This window comes from Paenibacillus sp. FJAT-27812 (assembly GCF_001273905.1).
GTDB lineage: Bacteria > Bacillota > Bacilli > Paenibacillales > Paenibacillaceae > Pristimantibacillus.
The window spans coordinates 833,577-857,111 of sequence record NZ_LIGH01000001.1 but is presented as its reverse complement, the minus strand read 5'-3'; the positions used below and the strand labels follow the sequence as shown (position 1 = coordinate 857,111).

Sequence of the window (23,535 nt, the reverse complement as noted above, 5' to 3'; positions counted from 1 at the left end):
GGTGCATGCAGAAAGGAGCAGGTGATGAACAGGGCGAGTAAAGACATCGAGCTGGCTGAACAATTTGGAGCCCATAATTATCATCCCCTGCCGATAGTGATCAGCAGCGCAGAGGGCGTGTGGGTGCAGGATTCGGATGGCGTGCGTTACATGGATATGCTGAGCGCTTACTCGGCTTTGAACCAAGGGCATCGTCATCCTCGCATTATTGAAGCATTGAAGGAGCAGGCGGATAAGGTCACGATTACATCACGCGCCTTTCACAACGAAGCGCTGGGCGTATTTTGCGAGAAGCTTGCGGCTTATACTGGCAAAGATCGCATTCTTCCCATGAATACGGGGGCGGAGGCGGTCGAGACGGCAATAAAGGCAGTTCGGCGCTGGGCATACAGCGTCAAGCATATACCCGATGAGCAGGCGGAAATCATCGTTTTTGAAGGGAATTTTCACGGGCGGACGCTGACGGTTACGTCCTTCTCCTCGACGGAGAGTTACCGGCAGGGCTTTGGGCCGTTCACGCCAGGGTTTCGTGTTATACCCTATGGCGATCTGGCGGCGTTAAAAGCAGCGATCCAGCCGAATACCGCCGCGGTGCTGATCGAGCCGATTCAAGGCGAAGCGGGCATACGCATTCCGCCAAGGGGATTTCTTGCCGATGCGGCTAGGCTGTGCAAGGAGCAGCAGGTGCTGCTCGTCGCAGACGAGATTCAAACCGGCTTTGGCCGCACCGGGCGAAAGTTCGCTTGCGACTGGGACGATGTTGTGCCCGATGTCTATATTATGGGCAAGGCGCTTGGCGGCGGCGTCATGCCGGTATCGGCGATTGCGGCAAGCAGCAGCATTATGGATGTATTTGGTCCGGGCTCGCACGGTTCTACGTTTGGCGGCAACCCGCTCAGCTGCGCCGTTGCGATCGCTGCGCTTGACGTAACCGAGGATGAAATGCTGGCGGACCGCTCGCTTGTCCTCGGACAGTATTTCTTAATCAAGCTCGCGACATTGCAGCACCCGGATATAAAAGAAGTCAGGGGCCGCGGCCTATTTATTGCCATTGAGCTGAATACGCCTGCGAGAGCTTATTGCGAGAAGCTGATGGAGCTGGGGCTGCTATGCAAGGAAACGCATGACTATGTGATCCGGCTAGCGCCGCCGCTCATTATAACGGAGGACGAGATCGACTGGGCGTTTGAGAGGATTCAAGCTGTCTTCGCGAATAGCACTTTGGCAGGAGAGTGACGGCTATGAGCATTCAACAGGTGGCCATCGTTGCGGTTCCTTTCGGAAAAGGCGCGGGCACTCCGGGGGCAGAGCTTGGTCCGGCGCATATTTTGCATGCTGCAGGGCTGAGCGGCAAGCTGACGGAGCTCAATATTTCCTATCGCATGGCTGGAGAGGTCAGCGCCATGGCGCCGCTGCAGACGCTGAAATCAGCAAACGCAAAACATTTGGCGGAGGTACTTGCGGTGAGCAGCCAATTATCCGAGCGTGTAGCTGAAATTGTGGCGGATGGAGAGTTTCCGTTAGTGCTGGGCGGCGATCACAGCATTTCGATTGGGACGATTGCGGGTTTAGCTGAGCATTACGAGGATCTTGGCGTCATTTGGTTCGATGCGCATTCGGATCTGAACACGGAGGACACAAGTCCTTCGGGCAATATTCATGGGATGTCGCTTGGCATCAGCCTCGGGAGAGGCATTCCGCTGTTAACGGGTCTTAGAGGCATTTCACCTAAAATAAAGCCAGAGCATGTCGCGATTGTCGGAGCCAGATCGCTCGATTCCGGGGAGAAGGCGTATATCCGCTCCTTGGGCATCGCCTGTTATACGATGCATGACATTGATCGGCTTGGCATCGCGCGGGTGATGGAGAAGGTCATTCAGCAGCTGAGGAAGACGACCGATGGCGTCCATGTCAGCTTTGACATCGATAGCCTTGATCCGCTAGAGGCACCTGGCACGGGGACGCCTGTAAAGGGCGGCTTAAGCTACCGGGAAGCGCATCTTGCCCTTGAGCTTCTCTATCAGTCCAATCTCGTTACATCGGCGGAAGTCGTGGAAGTAAATCCAAGTCTCGACCATCATGACCAGACGGCTAAGCTTGCCGTGGAATTGATAGGCTCGCTGCTGGGCGAGCAGATTTTGTGAGGACAACGAGCATTCAGCGTTGATTCGAATGGGCAGGAGGGATTAGGCTATGCGGGAGCCATTTCAGAACGAGCCATTTACCGATTTTTCGGTAACCGATCATATTCATGATTTTCAGGAAGCGCTGCGCAAGGTGGAGTCGGAGCTTGGCAAGGAATATACGCTGAAGATTGGTCCGGACCGCATCGAAACGATTCAAAAGCGCAAATCGATTAACCCTTCCGACGTGAAGCAGCTGGTTGGCATCGTATCGCAGGCGGACACGGGGCTTGCGCATAAAGCGATACTTGCCGCTGCGGCAGCCTTTGAGGATTGGAAGAAGGTAACGCCGCCTGCTAGGGCGAGGGTGCTGTATAAGGCTGCGGCGCTGCTGCGGCGGCGCAAGCATGAGTTCTCGGCGTGGCTCGTATACGAAGCAGGCAAAAGCTGGGCCGAGGCAGATGGAGATACGGCGGAGGCCATTGATTTCCTTGAGTATTATGGACGCGAAATGGAGCGGCTCTCGGAGCGCCAGCCGATTGTGGCGACAGCCGGCGAGGATAACGAGCTCGTTTACATTCCGCTCGGAGTTGGCATCATTATTCCGCCGTGGAATTTCCCGCTTGCGATATTGGCGGGCATGACGATGGCGGCGGTCGTTGCCGGCAATACGGTCGTGCTTAAGCCAGCGAGCGCGACGGCGGTCATCGCCGCCAAATTCGTTGAGCTGCTGGAGGATGCCGGGTTGCCCGATGGCGTCGTCAATTTCTTGCCAGGCGCCGGCAGCGAGGTGGGCGATTTTCTGGTAGAGCATCCGTTAACCCGCTTTATTTGTTTTACAGGCTCGCGAGAGGTTGGTTTGCGCATTAATGAGAAGGCCTCGTTCAGCCAGCAGGACCAGAAGTGGATTAAGCGCGTGGTCGCCGAGATGGGCGGCAAGGATACGATCATCGTTGACGAGGATGCGGATCTTGATCTGGCAGCCGATGCGATTACAGCATCCGCTTTCGGCTATGCCGGCCAAAAATGCTCCGCTTGCTCGCGTGCGGTCGTGCATGAGCTTGTCTATGACGAGGTAATCGAGAAGGTGGTCGAGCGGACGAAGAAGCTGAAGCTCGGGAAGGCAGACGAGCAAATCACCTACGTCGGTCCGGTTATCGATGAGCGGGCATACCTTAGCATTTTAAAATATATCGAGGTTGGGCGCAGCGAAGGCATCATTGTGCAAGGAGGGAGAATTGGAGACAGCAGCGGTTATTTCATTGAGCCTACGATCATCAAGGATGTCGCTCCGTATGCACGGATCGCGCAGGAGGAAATATTCGGCCCCGTGCTTGCGTTTATTAAGGCAGCCAACTTCGACGCGGCGCTTGATATCGCTAATAATACCGAATACGGATTGACGGGAGCAGTCATCTCGCGCAACCGCAGCAGATTGGAGCAAGCCCGCGAGCAGTTCCACGTCGGCAACCTTTATTTTAACCGCAAGTGCACAGGTGCCTTGGTCGGCGTTCACCCGTTCGGCGGCTTTAATATGTCCGGTACGGATTCGAAAGCCGGCGGGCGTGATTATTTGCTGCTCTTTACGCAGGCTAAGCTAGTATCGGAAAGGTTCTAAACGTTATTTGCGGGCGGATTGGATGAGTAAAGCGCCAATCCGTTCAATTCCTCTTTCTATATCTTCCTCGCTTACATTAGTCGCATTTAGCTTCAATATATTTTCCCTCTGGAAATTGCTCAAATAATCTCTATCCAATGAGAATAGATGAATCGATTCCTTCTTTAATTTTGCAATAATCTGCGGGACGGACAGCGTTTTATCCAGCAAAATATGCGTATGAATGGACGGATGTTTCGGGCGCTCATAGGTAAATGCCCCACCGCTGCGAGCGGCTTCCTTCACCAGCGCAGCATCAAGGAGCTTGGCCTTAGCCGTATAGCTGCTGCGGATTTTGGCGCGGTGACGGTCGAACATGCCGCTGCGCAAATAGATTTCGAGAGCGGCTTGCGACAGCATGGAGCTGTCGATGTCGTCCTGTTTTTTATACAGCCGAAACGATCCAGTGAGCAGATCAGGGATGACGGCAATGCCGATGCGCAGGCCGGGAAATATGATTTTGGAGTAGCTCTTCAAATAGATGACATGCGAGGAATCGTCATGGGCGTAGATCGGATCGGCCTTGCTGTCCTGCTCGAAATCGGCGAGGAAATCATCCTCCACGATGTATACGTCGTATTTGGCGGCAAGCCTCGCGAGCCGCTTCTTTTCTTTGTTCGTGTAAGAGCAGCCAAGCGGATTGTGAAAACGCGGCATCGTATAAAAAAACTTAATGTCCTCCGTACGAAAGATTTCCTCCAGCCTGCCAAAATCTATACCCGAGAACCGGCGTTCTATCCCGATAACCGGGATGCGACGCGTCTCCAAATATTCGATAAACAGATGATAGCCCGGCTGCTCGATCAGCACCTTCTGCTTGCCGCTTGGGAAGGGGATTGCGGCAAGCAACGAAAGGGCTTGTTGAACCCCGGACACCACAAATATATTCCGCTCCTCGGCGAACACTTGATAGCTCGTTAATTGCTTGCGGACGACATCGATAAGCGAAGTCATCCCTTTGGCAGTGCCATATACGAATAAGTCCTTCTGGTAAGTGTCGATCGCTTTATTGATGCAGTGCTGAAAATCCAAATAGGGGAATACATTCGGATCAGGTGCGGAATCGGCAAAGTTTAAAATTGGCGACGCTTCGCCTTGGACAGAATCCGTCCCTTTTACAACGTAATAGCCGCTCTTTGGCATCGCATAAATAAGATGGCGCTTCTCGAGCTCATCGAGCGCCTTAATGATCGTGCTCTTGCTGCAGCCGTACTGCTCCGCCAAAGAACGGATCGAAGGGAGCTTCTGCCCATCCTTATAAGGCTGCTTTAAAATCAGTTCTTCTAGCTCGTTCATAAGCTTTAAATAGATATACATCGGACAGGCTCCTCGCGAATCTGTATCGGTACAGATAGCCGTTTTCCTTATTGTAGCATGCACGGCGGGGAGATACGATATACGTAACATAAACATTCATTAGGAGGTGCGTCATGCCAGCAGCACAATTAGACGCCAAAACGAAGCGCTTCGCCTATTCGGCGATCGTTATTTATTCGGCCATAGTAGGGCTCTCTTTTCTATTTGGAAAATTAGCCTTAACGGTTGCAACTCCGCTCGATAGTCTCGCTCACCGCTTTACCGTTTCCCTTATCGCGGCAACTATTCCTGTCCTATTCGGGTGGGCGAAGCTCCAAATCACACCGCGGGATGTACTGGCTGTTCTTCCGCTTGCGGTCTTATACCCCTCGATGTTTTTTGCTTTTCAAGCCTTTGGCTTAAAATTCACATCCTCCGCGGAGGCTGGCATTATCCATGCTACTGTGCCGATCTTCACGATGATTGCGGCAGCGTATTTCTTGAAGGAGCGGACAACGAGGCTGCAGCAGCTTTCGACGCTTCTCTCTGTGGCAGGCGTCATCTTCATTTTTGTCATGAAAGGTACGTCGATTAATCTGGCAAATATGAAAGGGACGCTGCTTATTCTTTTGTCAGCCCTCGCGTTAGCCGGCTATAGCGTGTTAGCAAGGAAGCTTACTTCTCGGATGAAGGTAATGGCCATGACCTATGTGATGACGGTAATCGGCTTCCTTGTTTTCAACCTGATGGCGGTCGGCAAACATGTGGCAGAAGGGACGTTATCGCTTTATTTTGAACCGTTTGCAAGCCCTGTGTTCCTATTGTCGGTTTTATATTTGGGCGTGCTCTCCTCGCTCATTTCCAGCTTGCTCAGCAACTATGCTTTATCGAAGCTGGAGGCGTCCAAGGTTAGCGTGTTCAATCATCTTGCGACATTGGTTTCGATTATTGGAGGTTTCGTTTTCTTAAACGAGCAGCTTGCGTATTACCACATTATCGGGGCAGCTGTCATCATCGCGGGCGTGCTAGGCGCGAATGCGGGGACATGGGGAAGGAGGAAGGCGGCGCTTCCTCCCAAAGTATCTGATCAAGCGATGAATAAGAACGGATAACGATAGCCTATCTGAAAATAACGCTAAACCACCGGCGCGCAGGCTTCATAGCCAGCGCAGCGGGTAATAGATGGCTCACCGCCATTTCTCGTATTGTATATGCTTGTTGGCAAATTGATGTTTCAAGCACGGCAATGCTGGGAGAGCGCCGTTTGTGGCGAGTCGTATTATGTTGAGAGAGTGTCATGCGAGTGAGCAGAAGCAGTCTGTGATGTGATGGGAGTGTGCGGGGCGAGCAAAGTTTGTGGTGGGAGAGTATCGTGCCAAATAGAGTTAGCATTCCGGTTATCAAAAATCGGCTGCGTTTATCGTATTGCCCGGACTGTACATGGGGATGCTCCTGCTCCATCGTAGGAACATTTTTGTCTATATGCTGGCGTTTCCCCACAGTTTGTTTGAAGACAGGCGCATCAAACCAATTGTGGGGAACACCGCACTACAGTCAAGCTGCGTGTTATTTAAGAAGACTTCGCATGATGGATCGCGGACTCTATATAGGCTCTTAGAATCTTTATAAACGTGCGCATGGCATGTCCGATATATCGGTCGCTGCGATAGATGAGACAAATGTCTTGAGAAGGCGTAGGATTTTTTAGAGGCAGCACCTTGATGTCGGGATAAGGAAGATTATCGAGCAGCAGCCGCGGCAGAACACAGGCGCCAGCTCCGCTTTGCACCATCTGGAGGAGGGATGATAAGGTTGTCGTCACCATATGCGGACGCAGCGTAAAACCTTTATCCATGCAGAAGCGGTCGATCAGCTTGCGGCACTGATGGTCGGATGGGAACATGACGAGCTTCAAGGTGTCCAGTCTGCTCAAGGAGATGAAGCTCTCCGCGGCAAGGGGATCATTGATGCTGACCGCCAATGAGAACTCTTCATGAAACAAAGGAATGGACGTGAGACGATCATCGATAACAGGCCCGGTCGTTACGCCAACATCGATGCTCCTATCCAGAACTTGTTCGGTTACTTTGGTGGTTTCCAAAAGAGACAGCGAAATGGTGGGATAGGTTTGATGAAAGTTTAGCAGCAAGGCATTAAACATCAGATCCGCGTCACCGGGCAAGACACCGATCGATAACGATCCGCCTTGCATTTTTTTTAAATCCGCAATCGCATCGCTCGCTTGCTGCAGATGCCCGAACACGGCAGCGCCATGCTCATGAAGAATCGCTCCGGCTTCTGTGAGGACGATTGTTTTACCTACACGATCGAACAGCAAAACCTCTAATTCTTCCTCCAATTTCCTTATCTGCTGGCTGACGTTGGGCGCGCTGACGCCCATCTTATCGGCTGCTCTCGTGAAGTGAAGCTCCTCACAAATCGCCATAAAATACTGCAGCTGCCTTAACTCCATAACGCACACCTGCTTTCAATAGCATCGCTGATTGCCTTGCATCATTATTGTCACTTCATCCTCTTTTTCTGTCAATGAATAATCGTTAACTTACACTTAACGTTCCGGTAATGTGCACTGCATTGATGAAAATTTCCAGGAGATCTACACTTGGAACATATCAAGCGCGTCACATTATAAAGGAGGAAATCAACATGTCAGAAATGATGATCAAAACGGCTCAAACGGTTCGTCAATTGGTGCTTCAGCAGGTGCAGGCGATCCCTGAGGAACTGTTCGACATTCAGCCTGATGCCTATAACAACACGGTGCGCTGGAACGTTGGACACATGATTTATTGGATGGATGTCTACATGTCGCTTGGCTTCTCGCGACAATCGGCCATTCCCGCAGCTTACGCATCGTTTTTCAAATCCGGCACGGCGCCAGCGAACTGGACGGACACCCCTCCTTCGAAGGAAGAGCTAATCCAGCAGCTGTCCGATCAGCTTAGCTTTATATCTGAGTTGGCTCCAGACAGCTTGAAGGCAACTCTCACACCGCCGATTCAATTGGGACCGCTCACCTTCAACCGGGCGGGGGAGCTGTTGAACTTTGGATTAGTCCATGAAGGGATGCATCTTGCAACCTGTGGCTGCTTGCTTAAGGTCATCCAAAACAAGCAATAAAGCTTGCGTCGAAAAAAATCGCCATCCCCACCGCTCTAATAGAGGAAAGTTTGGCTATATCTATTTATTACGATGACACGCTTCCTGAAATTGGATATTATGGAGAGAAGAAAATGCTGGAAGCAGGGCGTGTGGGGGATGGTTCTAATGAAGGTAAATATGGAAGAGTGGATTATAGAGGCGGATATAGCGAGCATGCAAGCGGCAATGGAAGCAGGCTGGTTAAGCTCGGAAGAGCTTGTGAAGGTTTATCTGGGGCGTATTAAACGACATGATGGGGTGCTTCGCTCCATTTTGGAAGTCAACCCGGACGCGATTGAAATCGCAAGGGATTTGGACCAGGAACGAGTCGAGCGCGGAAGCAGGGGCAACCTGCATGGCATTCCGATTATTTTGAAGGACAATATAGATACCCATGACAACATGCACACGAGCGCAGGCTCAGTTGCTTTAGCGAACTCCTACGCCGCAGCGGATTCCTTCGTTGCATCGCAGCTGCGCGCCGCCGGAGCTGTTTTTCTCGGAAAAGCGAATATGACGGAGTGGGCCAATTTTATGTCCGGCTCGATGTGGGCGGGCTATAGCTCAAGAGGAGGGCTTGTGCTTAATCCATATGGGCCGGGAGAGCTGTTTATTGGCGGCTCCAGCTCGGGATCAGGCGCTGCGGCTGCCGCGAATTTAGCAGCGGCTGCGATTGGAACGGAAACCTCCGGCTCCATCATTAGCCCTGCAAGCCAAACGAATCTGGTGGGAATCAAGCCGACGATAGGACTCGTAAGCCGAACCGGCATTATTCCGATTACGAGCAGTCAAGATACGGCAGGACCGATGGCAAGAACGGTGACGGATGCTGCCATCGTGCTTGGGGCGCTAACGGGTGCGGATGAGCTGGATGAAGTAACGGTAGCGGGGGCGAAGCATGCTTACAAGGATTATACGCCTTTTTTGAATACGGATTATTTGAAGCAGGCAAGGATCGGAATTCCGCGTTTTTACTATAAGGATTTAGACGAGGCTAGGCTCGCCGTTATCGAAGAGGCCATCGGGGTCTTGAAGCAGGCAGGCGCCACCATTATTGACCCCGTTGAACTGCCGTGCGAGAAGGTCGAATGGGATTGGCATGTGCTGCGTTATGAATTCGAAAAATACATCAACGATTATCTAGGGAAGCTGGATGAATCGGTTCCCGTACATTCCTTGCAGGAGCTTATCGCCTATAATGCAGAGCATGCCGATATTGCTTTAAAATATGGTCAAGATACGCTCATATCGGCAGAGGAAACGAGCGGGACGCTGACCGAGCAGGAATATGTGGATAGTCTCATTAGAAATAGAGAGCTGGCGGGCAAAGGCGGGATCGATCACGCTTTGGAGGAGCATCAATTAGATGCGCTGCTGTTCCTTGGCAATGACGATGGCGATGATCTTGCCGCCAGGGCAGGTTATCCCGTCATTACGGTGCCAGGCGGATTTGCGGAAACCGGTATTATCGCAGAAGGCGGCTATACGACTAAAGGTCCGCAGGGCATATCCTTTATCGGCACAGCCTTCAGCGAGCCGACACTCATTAAGCTGGCTTACGGCTTCGAGCAAGCGACCAAGCATCGTTTTCCTCCAACAGACTTCAGTTGAAAAATAAAAGGCGCAAGCAGCAGGCATTATAGCCCGTCGCTTGCGCCTATTCTCTTATAAAAACCTACAGCCGGATTTTAAATGATTTTTTCGTCAGCGGATAAAGCCATTTCACACCGCTCGGCGTGAGCGTATCCGCTACGAGATGAGATAAATAACCGAGCATCGAGACGATTGCGATGCCGTCAATTTGCAGCTGATTCTCGAGTCCCCAGCCAATCGCGCCCCAAATCGGGACGGCCCATATCGTATGCGTCATGCCGCGATGCTTCAGCCACGGTACCCAAGCGGAAAACAGGCCGAAGCCGATCAGCCAGTTCATATGATAGTAATAGCCGGCGTACATAACGATGCATCCGACGGCGCTCGCGAGCACATTTCGGATGACGCCCTGCTTCGCCACGAGGCCAAGCAGGAAGACGGCCGCTGCTACGCCTATGTATAGCGGTGAAGGCGATTGGTCGGTGAAAAAATAATAACAAATGATGGCGGCAAGCAGGAAGCCCGACCATAGCGTAAGCTCGCGGATCAGCTTGGAAACCTTGCTGAGCTTGGAGCTGAGCATGCTAGGGCCGTCAAGGTCCGCGCTTAACGCGGAGAAGCCGGCTACGGCAATGTACAAAGCGGCATGCTCCAAAGTGAACGGGTAATAGATCGATGCGGCTGCGCCAACGGCTGCCCCGATCGCTAGATGAGTCTTTCCTGTCATAAATCCTCCTGTGACTGACGATGCGTGTGCATGAATGATGACAGCCTATTATAGTTGTTCTCGGTTTACCTGCTCATTGCGAACCATTTGCTCAAGCTTCTCTACAAGCCGGTCGTGAGCCGGGTCTTTTTTGCCAAAGCTTAGAAGCCGTTTGCGATTTTGTTTTTTGAGCAGCTCTAGCAGGTAGAGCTTTTCCTTTAACGTAAACATGCTGACGAAGAACCTCCTATCGATTTGACATATCGCCTGGGTCCGATTCTTTGCGATATACGCTTGGCGTCATTCCGGTGCATCTTTTAAACAAGGTGTTAAAAGAATGAATATCCTTGTAGCCGACCATCTCGGCAATCGTGCTGATTTTGAGCTGGGAGCCGCGAAGCAGCTCTTGGCTCTTTTGGATGCGTACATTTTGCAGGTAGCGGTGGAAGCTTTGGTTCGCATGCTGCCGGAAGAGACGCTGCAGATGCCGTTCGCTCCAGCCGCTTGCCTCAGCCAGCCTAGCTAGCGTCAGCTCCTGATCATAATGCTGCTCGAGATCATTTAACAGCTTGATAAAAACCGTTTGCCTCGGAGCGGGGGACGGGCGGGATTGCTCCATCGATCGCTGCAAAGCGATGATCAGCTGCAGCAGCAGGGAATGCAAGTAATCAGAGGAGCCCGTTTGCGGAAGCTCATATTCTCTGTGCAGGGCTAGAAAGAGCTTCTCGAACTGGTCATGCGTATCCATGCAGGAATAGTAGGGAGAATGTCCGCTTTCCATGTCACTCATAAACTGGACGATGCTGTAATCGGAGGCGAATGCACTAAGCTTATGCAGCAGCAGCGGAGAAAAGACACAATTGAATACGCTCAAAGGGCTCACTGCCTTATTTGCGGAGATTGGCCTGAACACATGCGAAGTGCCGATAGGAATGAAAAAAACCTGCCCCTTGCGAACCTTATGAACCTGATCCCCGATATGATGGTAGCCGGCTCCCTCTGCGATATAGACGCATTCAAGAAAATCGTGATCATGATAGGGGCTCGTAATGTTCTCTGTGGCGCGATTAACGTATAGCAGCTGATTTTTTTGGAAAAAGTGCTCTCCGCGGAACGTTTCTACGTGATGATTCATCGTTTGCGCTCCCAACGCAGATTTCTCTGCCTTTTGTGAAAATGTCCGGATTACCGCATCAAGTTGTCCGTTATACCTGCATTTTTATCGCTCTGCTTTTTTATAATTATAGAGGAAAGCGTAGAGGCAAGGAAGGCGAACACGCAATAAATATCGGCATTTTCGAGCGCAAGGCTATGGAAGCTTAATTCCGTTATACCTGAAGGAGGATAACTTAATGCTAGAGATTAGAGAACTGCGCTGCGAATATCAGAAAAATCCGATCGGAATCGGTGCGGCAGCACCACGTTTGGGCTGGAAGCTTCATTCAGAAGAGAGAGCGGTAAGCCAGTCTGCTTATGAGATTGAGCTTGCTTCGGATGATCGTTTTGCTGACGTGATCTGGCAATCGGGCCGCATGGAATCGGAGCAATCCACGCATGTGGAGCTAAAGTCGTTTACGGCTGAATCTTGTAAGCGTTATTACTACCGTGTCCGGGTATGGAATCAGCGGGGCGAGCAGTCTGCTTGGTCAGAGACGGCTTTCTGGGAGATGGGCATTCTAAGTCCTAAGGAATGGGTGGGGGAATGGATATCAGCGCCGCTTGACCTGCTGCAAGTTGAGTCCGAGCCATCCCCGATGCTGAGGAAAACCTTTGCTCTCACAGGCGCTGTGAAGGAAGCCCGCTTGTACGCGACTGCACTTGGGCTCTACGAGCTTGAGCTTAATGGACAACGGGTGGGCGACAGCTACTTTACGCCGGGCTGGACGAGTTACAGCCATACGCTGCAAACACAAACCTATGATATAACCGAGCTCCTTGCGCCAAGCGGAAATGCGATTGGCGCTTACCTCGGAAATGGCTGGTACAAAGGGAATTTGGCTTGGAGTGAGCAGCGCTGCTTGTACGGCGATCGTCTAGCTCTGCTGCTGCAAATACGTATCGTGTATGAGGATGGAAGGGAAGAGCTGATCGTAACCGACAATAGCTGGAAAGCGGCGATCAGTCAGGTTCAGCTTTCGGAAATCTATCATGGCGAAACGTATGACGCACGCCTGGAACGAGAGGGCTGGAGTACGGCAGATTATGATGACGGCGAAGGAGGCTGGCAGGCGGTAGAATTGCTGCAGCATGGGAAGCAAATGCTGACGCCGCAAATAAACGAGCCCGTACGCAAGCAGGAGAGGCTGAAGCCGATAGCGTTCTTTACGACGCCAAAAGGGGAGCGGGTGCTTGATTTTGGCCAAAATATGGTCGGATGGGTGCAATTTGCGCTGCAGGGAGAAGCGGGGGCTGAAGTAACGCTGCTGCATGCCGAGGTGCTCGACCATGAGGGTAATTTCTACACCGATAATTTGCGTGCGGCAAAGCAGACGATCAAGTATGTGCAAAAGGGCGCCGAGCGTGAAATGTATGAGCCGCGATTTACGTTTCAAGGCTTTCGGTACGTGCAGCTCATCGGATTTCCCGAGAAGCTGGAGCTGGACGATTTTACAGGCGTGGTGCTCCATTCCGATATGGAGGATACCGGCTTGTTCGAGTGCTCGGAGCCGCTGGTCAATCAGCTTCAGCGCAACATCAAATGGGGCTTGAAGGGCAATTTCCTCGACGTGCCGACCGACTGTCCGCAGCGGGATGAGCGGCTTGGGTGGACCGGAGATGCACAAATGTTCATCCAAACGGCGTCTTACTTATCGAATGTAGCGCCTTTTTTCGCCAAGTGGCTGCGGGATTTGGAGGCTGATCAAGGCGAAGACGGAAGTGTGCCTTTCGTTATTCCGCAGGTGCTTGGCGAGAACGACAGCTCCTCGGCGGCATGGGGGGATGCGGCAGTCATTTGCCCGTGGACCATTTATGTTTGTTACGGCGATAAGCGAATATTGGAGGAGCAGTATGACAGCATGAAGGCTTGGGTGTCCTACGTCCGGCGTCAGGGGGATAACGAGTTTTTGTGGAACACCGGTTTTCATTTTGGCGATTGGCTTGGGCTTGATGCCAAATCCGGCGATTACGTGGGAGCGACCGATCGGGACTTTATTGCGACAGCCTTTTACGCGTATTCGGTATCGCTTGTCCAGAAGACGGCAGCCGTGCTGAATGAGACAGAGGATGCGGCGACGTATCAGGAGCTTTATGCGCAAATTCTAGCCGCTCTGCGCGAGGAATTCGTGACCGCTACGGGCAGGCTGGCCGTGCCGACCCAAACGGCTCAAGTGCTTGCCCTCATGTTCGGGCTGCTGGATGAAACGGCAGAGAAGCGGGCGATTGCCAAGCTTGCCGAGCTGCTCGAGCAAAATAAGTTTCACCTGACGACAGGATTTGTTGGTACGCCGTATTTGAATCATGTGCTTAGCGCATTTGGCCAGAACGAGGCGGCTTATAAGCTGCTGCTGCAGCAAACTTATCCGTCATGGCTCTATCCGGTAACGAAGGGTGCAACGACGATATGGGAGCACTGGGACGGCATCAAGGAGGATGGCAGCTTCTGGAGCAAAAATATGAACTCCTTCAATCACTATGCGTATGGCGCCATTGGCGATTGGATGTACCGCACAGTCGCAGGCATTCAAACGGTTGAGTCGGCGCCTGGCTACAAGCAAATCTTGATTGCGCCGCAGCCGGGCGAGGGGCTTAGCTGGGCGGAGGGAAGCTTGCAAACGTTGTACGGGAAGGTCAGCTCCAAATGGGTGAAGTCGGAGGACGGAGCCATTACGCTAGATGTAACGATTCCGCCGAACACGGCTGCGGAGATTCGGTTGCCGGGGGCGTCTGCCGGGGCAAAGGTAACCGAGAGCGGAGGCTCGCTTAAGGGAGCTTTGGGCGTAACGGCTGTATCGGAAACGGAAGCTGGCGTTTCCATTCATGTCGGATCAGGCAGCTACCAGCTTGCATGGTAGGATGCACGTTTTTTACTTATGCACGTATGCATCGAAATAATGCATAAAAGGTCAAGCAAGGCTGCTCTACAGGTGCTGACACCTAAGGGCAGCCTTTTGCTTTTTGCGGTGAAATCGATAAATTGTTCTTGATTTTTAGTAAAAACAACGTATAATTTTACCCATAAAAGAGAAATCGCTTACATCACGTATTCCATGCCTTGCAGGAAGGAACGGTAGTATGGCTACGATTAAAGAAATTGCGCAAAAAGCAAATGTATCGATCGCAACGGTATCACGGGTGCTTAATTATGATCCGGGCATTTCGGTGGCTGATGAAACCCGCAAACGCATTTTCGAGGCAGCACAGCAATTAAATTACAAGACGCTGCGACAGCGCAGCGGCATTGCTGTCAAGGAGCGGTACCGGGTTGGGCTTCTGAACTGGTATTCCGATCAGGAGGAAATGCTTGATCCGTATTATTTGGCGATCAGGCTCGGCATTGAACGTGAATGCTTCCAACGGAAGATGGATTTGGTTAAATTGTATATGCAGCCCAAAGGGAATTCGGACAGCAAGGACTGGCCCGGCGAGTCGCTCGACGGCATGATTGCGATTGGGCGGTTCGAGAAGGAGGATTTGGATCGTTTTCCGATCGGCCTTAGCAGCATCGTCTTCGTCGATTCCTCTCCTGACGACAACCGCTTTGATTCCGTAGTCATTGATTTGCGCAAGTCCGTTTCCGAGGTGGTCGATTATCTGATTGGCTTAGGCCATGAAACGATCGGTTATATCGGCGGGCATAATAAGGTGAACAATAAGCGTGTGCGGGATGAGCGCGAGAAAGTATTTATGGACCAGTTGGCTGCCCATGGGCTGTTCGATCCGGAGCTGGTGTATACGGGCAACCATTTATATTCCGAGGACGGCTATAAGCTGATGAAGAAGGCTTTGTCGGGAAATAAGGTGCCAACGGCCTTTTTTATTGAAAATGATTCCATGGCAGTGGGCGCGCTGCGGGCGCTGCATGAAGCGAAGTTGCAGATCCCGCATGATATTTCGATCATTGGGTACAACGACATCGCCATAGCTGAGTTTTTGCAGCCGCCGCTCACAACCGTTAAGGTTCATATGGAGCATATGGGCGAAACCGCGGTTGAGCTGCTGGCCGATCGCTTGGTCGCCAAGCGGGAAATTGCCAAAAAAATCGTATTGCCTACCCGTTTGAAAATACGCGAGAGCAGCGGGGCGCCAGCCAAGAAGAACGGTGCGGCACCTATTAACCACGAATAAGTTAAGTTATCCGAATACGCGCGGAGGTGGCAGGCTTGTCTTTGTTGCTGAACGGTCAGAACGTATTGCCGGCTGTGCATAAGCTGAAGGATGTGGAGGCGGTGCTTGCTTCGCCTTATGCTTTTATGGTGCTGCTCGGAGGACATTTGGGGCAGTTGAAAAATATAGTTGATCTGGCGAGGCAGCATGACAAAAAGGTACTGCTGCACGCGGATCTGATTGACGGACTTAAAAATGACGAATACGCAGCCGAGTTTCTCTGCCAGTCCATTCGACCCGCGGGCCTTATATCCACTCGCTCCAGCGTCATTGGCCGCACGAAGCAGAACGGGCTGATTGCCATTCAACGGCTGTTCCTTATCGATTCGGATGCGCTGGAGAGAAGCTATACGGGTCTGGACAAAAATCGCCCTGATTTCATCGAGGTGCTGCCGGGCGTCATACCGGATATCATCAGCGAGGTTAAGAGGCGGAGCGGCATTCCGATTATTGCGGGTGGGCTTATACGGACGCAGGAGCATGTAAAGCAGGCGCTCGAAGCCGGCGCAACGGCGATCACGACATCGCGGAAAGAGCTGTGGAAGGCTGCGGATTAGCCCTTTGGCATGTGAAGGAGGAGGTTAAAATGGATAAATATATACTATCGCTCGATCAGGGCACGACAAGCACGCGCGCGCTGCTCGTGGATCGAAGCGGGACTATTATAGATATGGAACGGGAAGAGCTTCCTCTGCATTACCCGCACGCAGGCTGGGTTGAAGCGGACGCTATGTTTATATGGGAATCAACGAAGAAGGTGATGGCGGAGCTTCTGGAAAGGTCTGGCGTAACGGCTGAGCAAATCGCTGGAATCGGAATTACGAATCAACGGGAGACGACGGTTGTCTGGGATAAGAAGACCGGTCACCCCATTCACCATGCGATTGTATGGCAGTCGCGCCAAACCGCAGACATCTGCGAAGCGCTGAAGCAAGGCGGATATGAGCAGCTGTTTCACTCGAAAACGGGACTGCTGATCGATGCTTATTTTTCAGGGACAAAGGTGAACTGGCTGCTGGACCATGTCGATGGCGCCCGTGAGCGAGCGGAGAAGGGCGAGCTGCTGTTTGGCACGATTGATACTTGGCTCATATGGAATTTAACCGGCGGGCTGGTGCATGTAACGGATGTCTCGAATGCATCGCGGACGCTGATGTTCAACATTCATGAGCGGAGCTGGGATGATGAGCTTTTGCATATTTTGAACATTCCAAAAGCGATGCTGCCAGAGGTACGCTCTTCCTCCGAGGTGTATGGCCGGCTTGATACCGGGCTGCTGGGGGGCGCAATACCGGTAGCGGGAGCGGCGGGCGACCAGCAAGCGGCGTTATTCGGGCAAAATGCGTACGATGAGGGAAACACAAAAAATACCTATGGAACGGGCTGCTTTATGCTCATGAACACGGGTGTTAAAGCAATCGTATCCGAGAGAGGGTTGCTCACCACCATTGCATGGGAGGTGGACGGCAAGCTCGAATATGCGCTCGAAGGCAGCGTATTTGTTGCGGGAGCTGCAATCCAGTGGCTCCGCGATGGGCTTGAGCTTATCGAATCGGCATCCGAGACCGAAGGTCTGGCGGAGCAGGTCGAATCGACGGATGGCGTCTACGTCGTTCCGGCATTCGTAGGACTTGGCACGCCTTATTGGAACAGCGATGTCAGAGGCGCGGTATTTGGTCTGACGCGCGGAACGTCGAAGGCGCATTTTATCCGCGCCGTGCTCGAATCTTTGGCTTACCAGACGAAGGATGTCCTATCGGCTATGGAGGAAGAATCGGGATTGCCGCTGCAATCGCTGTCCGTAGACGGGGGAGCGACGCTGAATAATTTGCTTATGCAATTCCAAAGCGACTTGCTGGGCGTACCGGTAGAGAGACCGGTAGTCAATGAATCGACGGCGCTTGGAGCCGCTTATTTGGCGGGTCTTGCTGTCGGCTTCTGGGAAAACCGCGAGGAGCTTGCCAAGCTGCGGAAGGTGGATCGGTTGTTTGAGCCATCGATGGCGGATGAGACACGTGAGGATTTATATAAGGGCTGGCACCGCGCGGTCAAAGCGGCCATGGCTTTTGCGCAATAATGATGTTATAATGTCGATAAGTTAATAACGGTTGGAGACTAGGAGAAACCACGAAGACCGCTTCCAAACCCTTTTTTAAGGGCTAGGAAGCGGTTTGAGTGGTTTTTTTGTTTATATTTGTTAAATGAGGAGTAACCAGACCAATTTGGCAGAACATTATATGGATAGAGAATCGGAGGAAATCATAATGAACAATCATAAGGGCAAGGAAATTTTTGCAGCGCAAAATCGTGAGCAGGTGCTGGCGGACATGCAGTCTTCACCCATTGATGTGCTGGTTATTGGCGGCGGCATCACGGGAGCGGGTATTGCGCTTGATGCTGCTGCGCGCGGGATGAAAGTGGCGCTGGTTGAAATGCAGGACTTTGCGGCGGGCACATCGAGCCGTTCCACGAAGCTTGTGCACGGAGGCTTGCGCTACTTAAAGCAATTTGAAGTAGGCGTCGTCGCCGAGGTGGGCAAGGAGCGGGCCATCGTATACGAGAATGGACCGCATGTGACTACGCCCGAATGGATGCTGCTACCGCTGTACAAAGGAGGCACCTTCGGCAAGTTCTCGACTTCGATCGGGCTGCGTGTTTATGACTTTTTGGCGGGAGTCAAAAGAAAAGAGCGCCGCATGATGCTGAGCGCTGCGGATACGCTGGCGAAGGAGCCGCTTTTGAAACGCGAAGGCTTGAAGGGCGGCGGCTATTATGTGGAATATCGGACGGATGATGCGCGGCTGACGATTGAAGTGATGAAGAAAGCGGTGGAAACCGGCGCTTTGTCTGTCAATTATGCGAAGGTGGAGACGCTGCGCTACGACAAGTCTGGCAATATAACAGGCGCACTCGTTAAAGATACGATCAGCGGTACAGAATATGAGATTAAAGCGGCCAAAATCATCAATGCAACCGGCCCTTGGGTCGATGATATACGTGAAATGGACGGTTCCAAAAAAGGGAAAACGCTCCGTTTGACGAAGGGCGTCCATCTTGTGTTCGACAAGAGCCGTTTCCCGCTGCGTCAAGCGGTTTACTTTGATACGCCGGATGGACGCATGGTGTTCGCGATTCCACGCGCCGGCAAAACTTATTTTGGCACAACCGATACCAATTACAAAGGCAACACCGTAAATCCCGTTATGACGCTGGAGGACCGTATCTATTTGCTGAATGCCGTCAACTTTATGTTCCCGAAGCTGAAGCTTATTGAAGCGGATGTGGAATCGAGCTGGGCAGGACTGCGCCCGCTCATCCAGCAGGAAGGCAAGTCGCCGTCGGAAATATCGCGCAGAGACGAAATTTTTGTATCGCAGTCCGGCCTCATTTCAATCGCAGGGGGAAAGCTGACCGGCTACCGCAAGATGGCTGAAACGGTCGTTGACAAAGTAGTCGAGCTGCTGGGGCAGGAGGGCAGTGCCGCTCGCTTTGCCAAAAGCGCAACAAAATCGATACCGATGTCGGGCGGAGACTTAGGCGGATCGGCTGGCTTTGAACTATTTTTGCAAAAGAAAACGGCTGAAGGCGCTCATTATGGCTTTACGAAGGAAGAGTCGGCTTATTTGGCACAGCGTTACGGCTCCAACGTGGATCAGCTGTTCGCGATGGCTCAAGGGACGGCGGAATGGGCGGCTGCCTATGGGCTGCCGCTTGTGCTGGCGGTGCAGCTCCGTTATTCGCTTGAAGCAGAAATGACGGTGAAGCCGGTGGACTTCTTTATCCGCCGGACAGGTGATTTGTTCTTCCGCATTGGCTATGTTCAGCAGTGGAAATGGCAGGTCATTGCCGCGATGGCGAATCGGCTTCATTGGAGCGAGGAGCAGCGGGCTGCTTATACAGCGGAGCTGGAAGAGAAGCTGGTTGAAGCGGTAGAGCCGCTGAGGAGCTAAAGGTATATTTTGAAATCGAGAATTTAATGGTCGAGTGAGTGTGAAAAGAGGCGCGGAGATGCGTCTCTTTTTGTTTTGGTGCGCACGGGTTGAAGCGAAAATTTGTGTGTAAATATGCTGTTGCAATTTTAACCAGTTGTACATATAATCAATATATGAGCAACTATTCATATGTTATTGATCGTTATCCATCCAGCGGAATGGAATAGAGCTTATGAAATAATTGGTTATGACACAGACTAGTAGGGTTAAATGAGGAGGCTGCACCAATGAGCAACAACGCAAATGACAAGAAAGAAGATCAACATTCCCACGGCCACCACCATGGTCACTCACATAGCCATCATGGTCATCATGGTCACTCACATGCTCCAAATAATAAAGCAGGCTTGCTGATCGCACTTATTATTACTGCGGGTATTATGGTACTGGAGTTTGTCGGGGGGTTAGTGACGAATTCTTTGGCGCTGCTGTCCGATTCCGGGCATATGCTGAGCGACAGCGCGGCGTTAGCGCTAAGTTTACTGGCAATGTGGTTCGCGGTGCGTCCGAAGTCCCCGAATCGAACCTATGGCTTTCATCGTTTTGAAATATTAGCCGCGTTGCTGAATGACGTTACGTTATTTGTCATCGCGGCTTTCATCATCGCCGAAGCGATCAAACGTTTCGGAGAGCCGCCAACCGTGGCGAGCGGTACGATGATGATTATCGCGGGCATTGGTTTGCTGGCTAACATCGCAAGCGCGTGGTTCCTTATGCGCAAAGGCGACGTTAAGGACAACTTGAATGTACGAAGCGCTTATCTACATGTCCTTGGGGATGCGCTTGGCTCGGTTGGTGCGATTATAGCTGGTATTTTAATGTCTTTGTTCTCCTGGTATATCGCCGATCCGATCATAAGCGTAGTCGTTGCGATTCTTATTTTGAAAAGCGCATGGGGAATCATTAAATCTACCGTTCATATTTTGATGGAGGGAACGCCGGCTAACGTGGATGCTGGACAGGTCGAGGAGACACTGCTCCGCATCGATGGGGTAAAAGAGGTGCATGATCTCCATATTTGGACGATTACGTCCGGGCTGGACGCTTTAAGCTGCCACCTTGTTGTCGAAGACAACGTGGATTGCCAGAAGGTGCTGCAGGAAGCGATTCAGCAAATCGCGGCTGATTTTCACATCGAGCATACTACGTTCCAAATCGAAAAATCGGAGCTGAAGCATTCCGCATTTAAGGTGTAAATATGCAAAAACAGCAGGTCGCGCGATGCGTTGGTGAAGCATCGCTGCCTGCTGTTTTTTTTGCGCGAGAGTCTACCTTGTAGCGGCAATTGATTTGGCTTTGTATACCTGCGAGCCGACTAAGAAGGAAACGACGCCCCATAACATCATAATGCCAATACCGATCCAGAAGGAGCTTGAGGCTACGCCGGAGGCGTAAATGAGGCCGTCACGCATGCCATCCACAAAGTAGGTGAGCGGAAGCATCTGCGTAACCGGCTGCAGCCAGGTTGGGAGCGTTTCGAGTGGGAAAAACACGCCGCTTAAGAACATCATGAGCATGCTTGCAATGTTGGCCATCCCCATGTAAGCCTCCATCGACTTGCTGAACGAGGAGAATAAATACCCCATTGCATTAAACACCAATCCGCCTGCAAAAAAAGCAACAACCAAGCTGAACACGTTAATATGAAGGTTCGCGCCAAATCCGAATACGCCGATCAACGACAAAATGACGATTTGGATAATTCCGAGCACGAGCCGCACGACCATGCCGGCCAGCCCGTAGAGACCCATTTTGGCAGGAGTCATGCGAAGCCGCTTCATTAAGCCTTTTCTGCGCATCTCGACAAGATCAACCATACCGAACAGTCCGCCTTGGGCAACGGATAGTCCGATCATGCCGGTGAGCAGGAAGTCCGCATAATTTAAATCGTCTGCGCCCGAGGAGACGGAGCTTTTCGTTAAGCTAAACGTAGGTGTTGCTCCGGCAGCCGACCAGTTCGCCTGCTGAATAAATTGATCTAAAATGCCGGCTATTGCTTGTGTCGTTGCCCCTTGTTCATCCGCCTTGTTCACAATGAGCTGCATCGTGGCGGCGCCTTCTGACTCAGGTAAAATAATTAGGGCGTCAATATCTTGCTTCTCCACGAGCGTATTGCCGGCTTCTTTCGTTACGGGCTGCTCCTCTTTGAACTCTAGTACAGGTATTTGCCGCAGCTGTTCCAGCAGCATGCTTGAGGTTGCGTTAGGCTGTGGATCAACAACTGCGATTTTGGCTTTAAAGCTGTCTCCCGAGCCGCCTCCGAAAATAATCATAAATAACACCATCAAAATAACGGGGAAAAAGATATTCCAAAACCATACTTGTTTCTCGCGGAACATCATCTTAATCTGCGCGGTGAACATTTTGGAAAATTGCTTGGCGCTGTTCATTTAATCCCTCCATTCCTTGCCGGTGAAGGCGATGAATACATCTTCGAGGCTCATTTCGCGAATCGAAATTTGCTCGACCCGGAAGCCTCGGTCTTTCGTGAAGCCGAACAGCTCATAGAGCGTTTCTTCGGGCTGCGTCGTCCAAAGCTGGAGCGAAGCGCCCTCGCGATTCGTCCGCACGACTGTAGGCTGGAGGGTCGCTACCTTTTCGGTTTCGATCGCGGCGTCGGCGCCGTCAAGAAAGGTGAGCCGTACCTCGCGTTCCTTCGTAAGCCGATCGATTAGGGCGGCAGGCGTATCGAGCGTGACGATTTTTCCTTGGTCGACGATGCAGACACGGTCGCTTAGCTTCTCCGCCTCTTCCATGTAATGCGTCGTCAAAATGGTCGTTTTGCCAAGCTCCTTCAGCTTGAGAATGATGTCCCATATGTTGCGCCTTGCCTGCGGATCAAGTCCGGTTGTCGGCTCATCAAGGAAAATGATCGTCGGATCATTAATCATCGCAAGCCCGATTGCAAGCCGCTGCTTTTGTCCGCCGGACAGCTTTTTGACATGCTTATCTCGCTGGTCCGTAAGGTTAATCATTTCGAGCACGTCTGATGCCGGCCTTGATTTCGGATAGAAGGTCGCAAACAAATCCAAATTTTCTTCTACCGTCAATAGATCGAACAACGCGCTGGATTGGGGCTGCACGCCGATGGACACTTTGATTTGCTCGCTATTCCTGGTCCAATTTAAAGCGCCAAACGTGATTTGGCCCGCGTCCGGCGATTGCAGCCCTTCAATCATTTCAAGCGTAGTCGTCTTGCCTGCGCCGTTTGGTCCTATAATGGTGAACACCTCGCCGGCTTCTACCGTGAAGCTGATGTCTTCTACCGCGTGGACTGAGCCATAGGTTTTCTTCAAATTACGCACTTCCAAAACGGGCATTATGTAACCTCCTTAACGTTTTTTGAAGCAAAATTGCTTTGTTAAACAAATTGGCATTGGATGCAAAGCTGAATTTGGAAGAGGAGCTTTAGAAGTGAGGGAGCGAAGGCGCTGGCAGTTTGGTTCCGTGCTTCTTATGAGCTGCTACCGTCATTTTAACCGTATCCATTTTATGAGAGTACCGCCTGCAGCATGCTTTTCATCTCAGTCTGGAGGCGGAGTGGGCGGGTGACGCTCGAATGCTGGTACAAGAGCAAAAGGAGGGAGGGGGAATGTTGGGCGGCGGAAGGATGAAGCGCAATTTGCCGCAGTTTGAGCGTGATCGGAGATGATAAGGCTAATAATAGCCTTATTTGTGCCA

19 protein-coding genes are annotated in these 23,535 nt (G+C 51.8%); 12 read left to right on the top strand and 7 right to left on the bottom strand.

The features are described from left to right. Nucleotides 1-24: 24 nt before the first annotated feature. The 3 genes from ADU23_RS03655 to pruA are packed head-to-tail and all read left to right on the top strand — an operon-like array spanning nt 25 to nt 3,741. Entirely contained in the window at nt 25-1,236 is a 1,212-nt protein-coding gene (locus ADU23_RS03655; protein WP_053372508.1) for an ornithine--oxo-acid transaminase, read from the top strand. Nucleotides 1,237-1,241: 5 nt separating this feature from the next. Beyond that, nucleotides 1,242-2,144, top strand: coding sequence for an arginase (gene rocF, locus ADU23_RS03650; protein WP_053372507.1), 903 nt, complete (start codon nt 1,242-1,244; stop codon nt 2,142-2,144). A gap of 49 nt (nt 2,145-2,193) precedes the next feature. Beyond that, nucleotides 2,194-3,741 carry an L-glutamate gamma-semialdehyde dehydrogenase gene (pruA, locus tag ADU23_RS03645; protein ID WP_053372506.1) on the top strand — a complete coding sequence of 516 codons (1,548 nt, stop codon included), beginning with the start codon at nt 2,194-2,196 and terminating at the stop codon, nt 3,739-3,741. A 3-nt stretch (nt 3,742-3,744) separates the two neighbouring features. Here pruA and ADU23_RS03640 read toward each other — a convergent pair whose 3' ends face one another. Then, nucleotides 3,745-5,097 carry an aminotransferase-like domain-containing protein gene (locus tag ADU23_RS03640; RefSeq protein WP_053372505.1) on the bottom strand — a complete coding sequence of 451 codons (1,353 nt, stop codon included), beginning with the start codon at nt 5,095-5,097 and terminating at the stop codon, nt 3,745-3,747. Nucleotides 5,098-5,210: 113 nt separating this feature from the next. On the opposite strand from ADU23_RS03640, the gene ADU23_RS03635 reads away from it, so the two are divergent. Continuing rightward, nucleotides 5,211-6,188, top strand: a complete 978-nt coding sequence (locus ADU23_RS03635) for a DMT family transporter (protein WP_053372504.1) — start codon at nt 5,211-5,213, stop codon at nt 6,186-6,188. A gap of 458 nt (nt 6,189-6,646) precedes the next feature. Here the strand turns inward: ADU23_RS03635 and ADU23_RS03630 are convergent, their stop codons facing one another. Then, nucleotides 6,647-7,549 carry a LysR family transcriptional regulator gene (locus tag ADU23_RS03630; protein ID WP_053372503.1) on the bottom strand — a complete coding sequence of 301 codons (903 nt, stop codon included), beginning with the start codon at nt 7,547-7,549 and terminating at the stop codon, nt 6,647-6,649. 194 nt (nt 7,550-7,743) lie between these two features. On the opposite strand from ADU23_RS03630, the gene ADU23_RS03625 reads away from it, so the two are divergent. Together ADU23_RS03625 and ADU23_RS03620 are read left to right on the top strand one after the other, a co-directional pair. Next, complete coding sequence (locus ADU23_RS03625; RefSeq protein ID WP_053372502.1) at nt 7,744-8,217, top strand: DinB family protein; 474 nt, start codon at nt 7,744-7,746, stop codon at nt 8,215-8,217. A gap of 147 nt (nt 8,218-8,364) precedes the next feature. After that, the gene (locus ADU23_RS03620) at nt 8,365-9,849 is read left to right on the top strand and encodes an amidase family protein (RefSeq protein WP_053372501.1); all 1,485 of its coding nucleotides are present in this window, start codon (nt 8,365-8,367) and stop codon (nt 9,847-9,849) included. A gap of 64 nt (nt 9,850-9,913) precedes the next feature. Here the strand turns inward: ADU23_RS03620 and ADU23_RS03615 are convergent, their stop codons facing one another. Genes ADU23_RS03615 through ADU23_RS03610 form a run of 3 tightly spaced genes read right to left on the bottom strand, consistent with a single transcriptional unit; the run spans nt 9,914 to nt 11,672 of the window. After that, the gene (locus ADU23_RS03615) at nt 9,914-10,558 is read right to left on the bottom strand and encodes a metal-dependent hydrolase (protein ID WP_053372500.1); all 645 of its coding nucleotides are present in this window, start codon (nt 10,556-10,558) and stop codon (nt 9,914-9,916) included. Between the two features lie 48 nt (nt 10,559-10,606). Next, nucleotides 10,607-10,768 (bottom strand): hypothetical protein, encoded by a 162-nt coding sequence (locus ADU23_RS32635; protein WP_157265580.1) that lies wholly within the window; start codon nt 10,766-10,768, stop codon nt 10,607-10,609. Between the two features lie 16 nt (nt 10,769-10,784). Further along, on the bottom strand, nt 10,785-11,672 hold the full coding sequence (locus tag ADU23_RS03610; RefSeq protein WP_053372499.1) for an AraC family transcriptional regulator: 888 nt from the start codon (nt 11,670-11,672) through the stop codon (nt 10,785-10,787). A gap of 217 nt (nt 11,673-11,889) precedes the next feature. Here ADU23_RS03610 and ADU23_RS03605 point away from each other — a divergent pair, with 217 nt between their 5' ends. The 6 genes from ADU23_RS03605 to ADU23_RS03580 all read left to right on the top strand — a co-directional run bounded on the left by ADU23_RS03605 (nt 11,890) and on the right by ADU23_RS03580 (nt 21,050). After that, the gene (locus ADU23_RS03605; RefSeq protein WP_053372498.1) at nt 11,890-14,550 is read left to right on the top strand and encodes a glycoside hydrolase family 78 protein; all 2,661 of its coding nucleotides are present in this window, start codon (nt 11,890-11,892) and stop codon (nt 14,548-14,550) included. Nucleotides 14,551-14,770: 220 nt separating this feature from the next. Further along, the gene (locus ADU23_RS03600) at nt 14,771-15,823 is read left to right on the top strand and encodes a LacI family DNA-binding transcriptional regulator (RefSeq protein ID WP_053372497.1); all 1,053 of its coding nucleotides are present in this window, start codon (nt 14,771-14,773) and stop codon (nt 15,821-15,823) included. 41 nt (nt 15,824-15,864) lie between these two features. Next, nucleotides 15,865-16,419, top strand: coding sequence for a glycerol-3-phosphate responsive antiterminator (locus tag ADU23_RS03595; protein ID WP_053377445.1), 555 nt, complete (start codon nt 15,865-15,867; stop codon nt 16,417-16,419). A gap of 29 nt (nt 16,420-16,448) precedes the next feature. Then, complete coding sequence (gene glpK / locus ADU23_RS03590; RefSeq protein WP_053372496.1) at nt 16,449-17,939, top strand: glycerol kinase GlpK; 1,491 nt, start codon at nt 16,449-16,451, stop codon at nt 17,937-17,939. A gap of 187 nt (nt 17,940-18,126) precedes the next feature. Beyond that, nucleotides 18,127-19,812, top strand: coding sequence for an FAD-dependent oxidoreductase (locus ADU23_RS03585; RefSeq protein WP_053372495.1), 1,686 nt, complete (start codon nt 18,127-18,129; stop codon nt 19,810-19,812). Nucleotides 19,813-20,081: 269 nt separating this feature from the next. Beyond that, nucleotides 20,082-21,050: a cation diffusion facilitator family transporter gene (locus ADU23_RS03580; protein ID WP_053372494.1), complete on the top strand. Its 969-nt coding sequence runs from the start codon at nt 20,082-20,084 to the stop codon at nt 21,048-21,050. A 72-nt stretch (nt 21,051-21,122) separates the two neighbouring features. Here ADU23_RS03580 and ADU23_RS03575 read toward each other — a convergent pair whose 3' ends face one another. Beyond that, complete coding sequence (locus ADU23_RS03575) at nt 21,123-22,244, bottom strand: ABC transporter permease (protein WP_053372493.1); 1,122 nt, start codon at nt 22,242-22,244, stop codon at nt 21,123-21,125. Then, nucleotides 22,245-23,174, bottom strand: coding sequence for an ABC transporter ATP-binding protein (locus ADU23_RS03570; RefSeq protein ID WP_053372492.1), 930 nt, complete (start codon nt 23,172-23,174; stop codon nt 22,245-22,247). Between the last annotated feature and the right edge of the window lie 361 nt (nt 23,175-23,535).

Coding starts and splice junctions, on each gene's coding strand:
- ADU23_RS03655 (WP_053372508.1), top strand. CDS start 25: ATGAACAGGGCGAGTAAAGACATCGAGCTGGCTGAACAATTTGGAGCC.
- rocF (WP_053372507.1), top strand. CDS start 1,242: ATGAGCATTCAACAGGTGGCCATCGTTGCGGTTCCTTTCGGAAAAGGC.
- pruA (WP_053372506.1), top strand. CDS start 2,194: ATGCGGGAGCCATTTCAGAACGAGCCATTTACCGATTTTTCGGTAACC.
- ADU23_RS03640 (WP_053372505.1), bottom strand. CDS start 5,097: ATGTATATCTATTTAAAGCTTATGAACGAGCTAGAAGAACTGATTTTA.
- ADU23_RS03635 (WP_053372504.1), top strand. CDS start 5,211: ATGCCAGCAGCACAATTAGACGCCAAAACGAAGCGCTTCGCCTATTCG.
- ADU23_RS03630 (WP_053372503.1), bottom strand. CDS start 7,549: ATGGAGTTAAGGCAGCTGCAGTATTTTATGGCGATTTGTGAGGAGCTT.
- ADU23_RS03625 (WP_053372502.1), top strand. CDS start 7,744: ATGTCAGAAATGATGATCAAAACGGCTCAAACGGTTCGTCAATTGGTG.
- ADU23_RS03620 (WP_053372501.1), top strand. CDS start 8,365: ATGAAGGTAAATATGGAAGAGTGGATTATAGAGGCGGATATAGCGAGC.
- ADU23_RS03615 (WP_053372500.1), bottom strand. CDS start 10,558: ATGACAGGAAAGACTCATCTAGCGATCGGGGCAGCCGTTGGCGCAGCC.
- ADU23_RS32635 (WP_157265580.1), bottom strand. CDS start 10,768: ATGTTTACGTTAAAGGAAAAGCTCTACCTGCTAGAGCTGCTCAAAAAA.
- ADU23_RS03610 (WP_053372499.1), bottom strand. CDS start 11,672: ATGAATCATCACGTAGAAACGTTCCGCGGAGAGCACTTTTTCCAAAAA.
- ADU23_RS03605 (WP_053372498.1), top strand. CDS start 11,890: ATGCTAGAGATTAGAGAACTGCGCTGCGAATATCAGAAAAATCCGATC.
- ADU23_RS03600 (WP_053372497.1), top strand. CDS start 14,771: ATGGCTACGATTAAAGAAATTGCGCAAAAAGCAAATGTATCGATCGCA.
- glpK (WP_053372496.1), top strand. CDS start 16,449: ATGGATAAATATATACTATCGCTCGATCAGGGCACGACAAGCACGCGC.
- ADU23_RS03585 (WP_053372495.1), top strand. CDS start 18,127: ATGAACAATCATAAGGGCAAGGAAATTTTTGCAGCGCAAAATCGTGAG.
- ADU23_RS03580 (WP_053372494.1), top strand. CDS start 20,082: ATGAGCAACAACGCAAATGACAAGAAAGAAGATCAACATTCCCACGGC.
- ADU23_RS03575 (WP_053372493.1), bottom strand. CDS start 22,244: ATGAACAGCGCCAAGCAATTTTCCAAAATGTTCACCGCGCAGATTAAG.
- ADU23_RS03570 (WP_053372492.1), bottom strand. CDS start 23,174: ATGCCCGTTTTGGAAGTGCGTAATTTGAAGAAAACCTATGGCTCAGTC.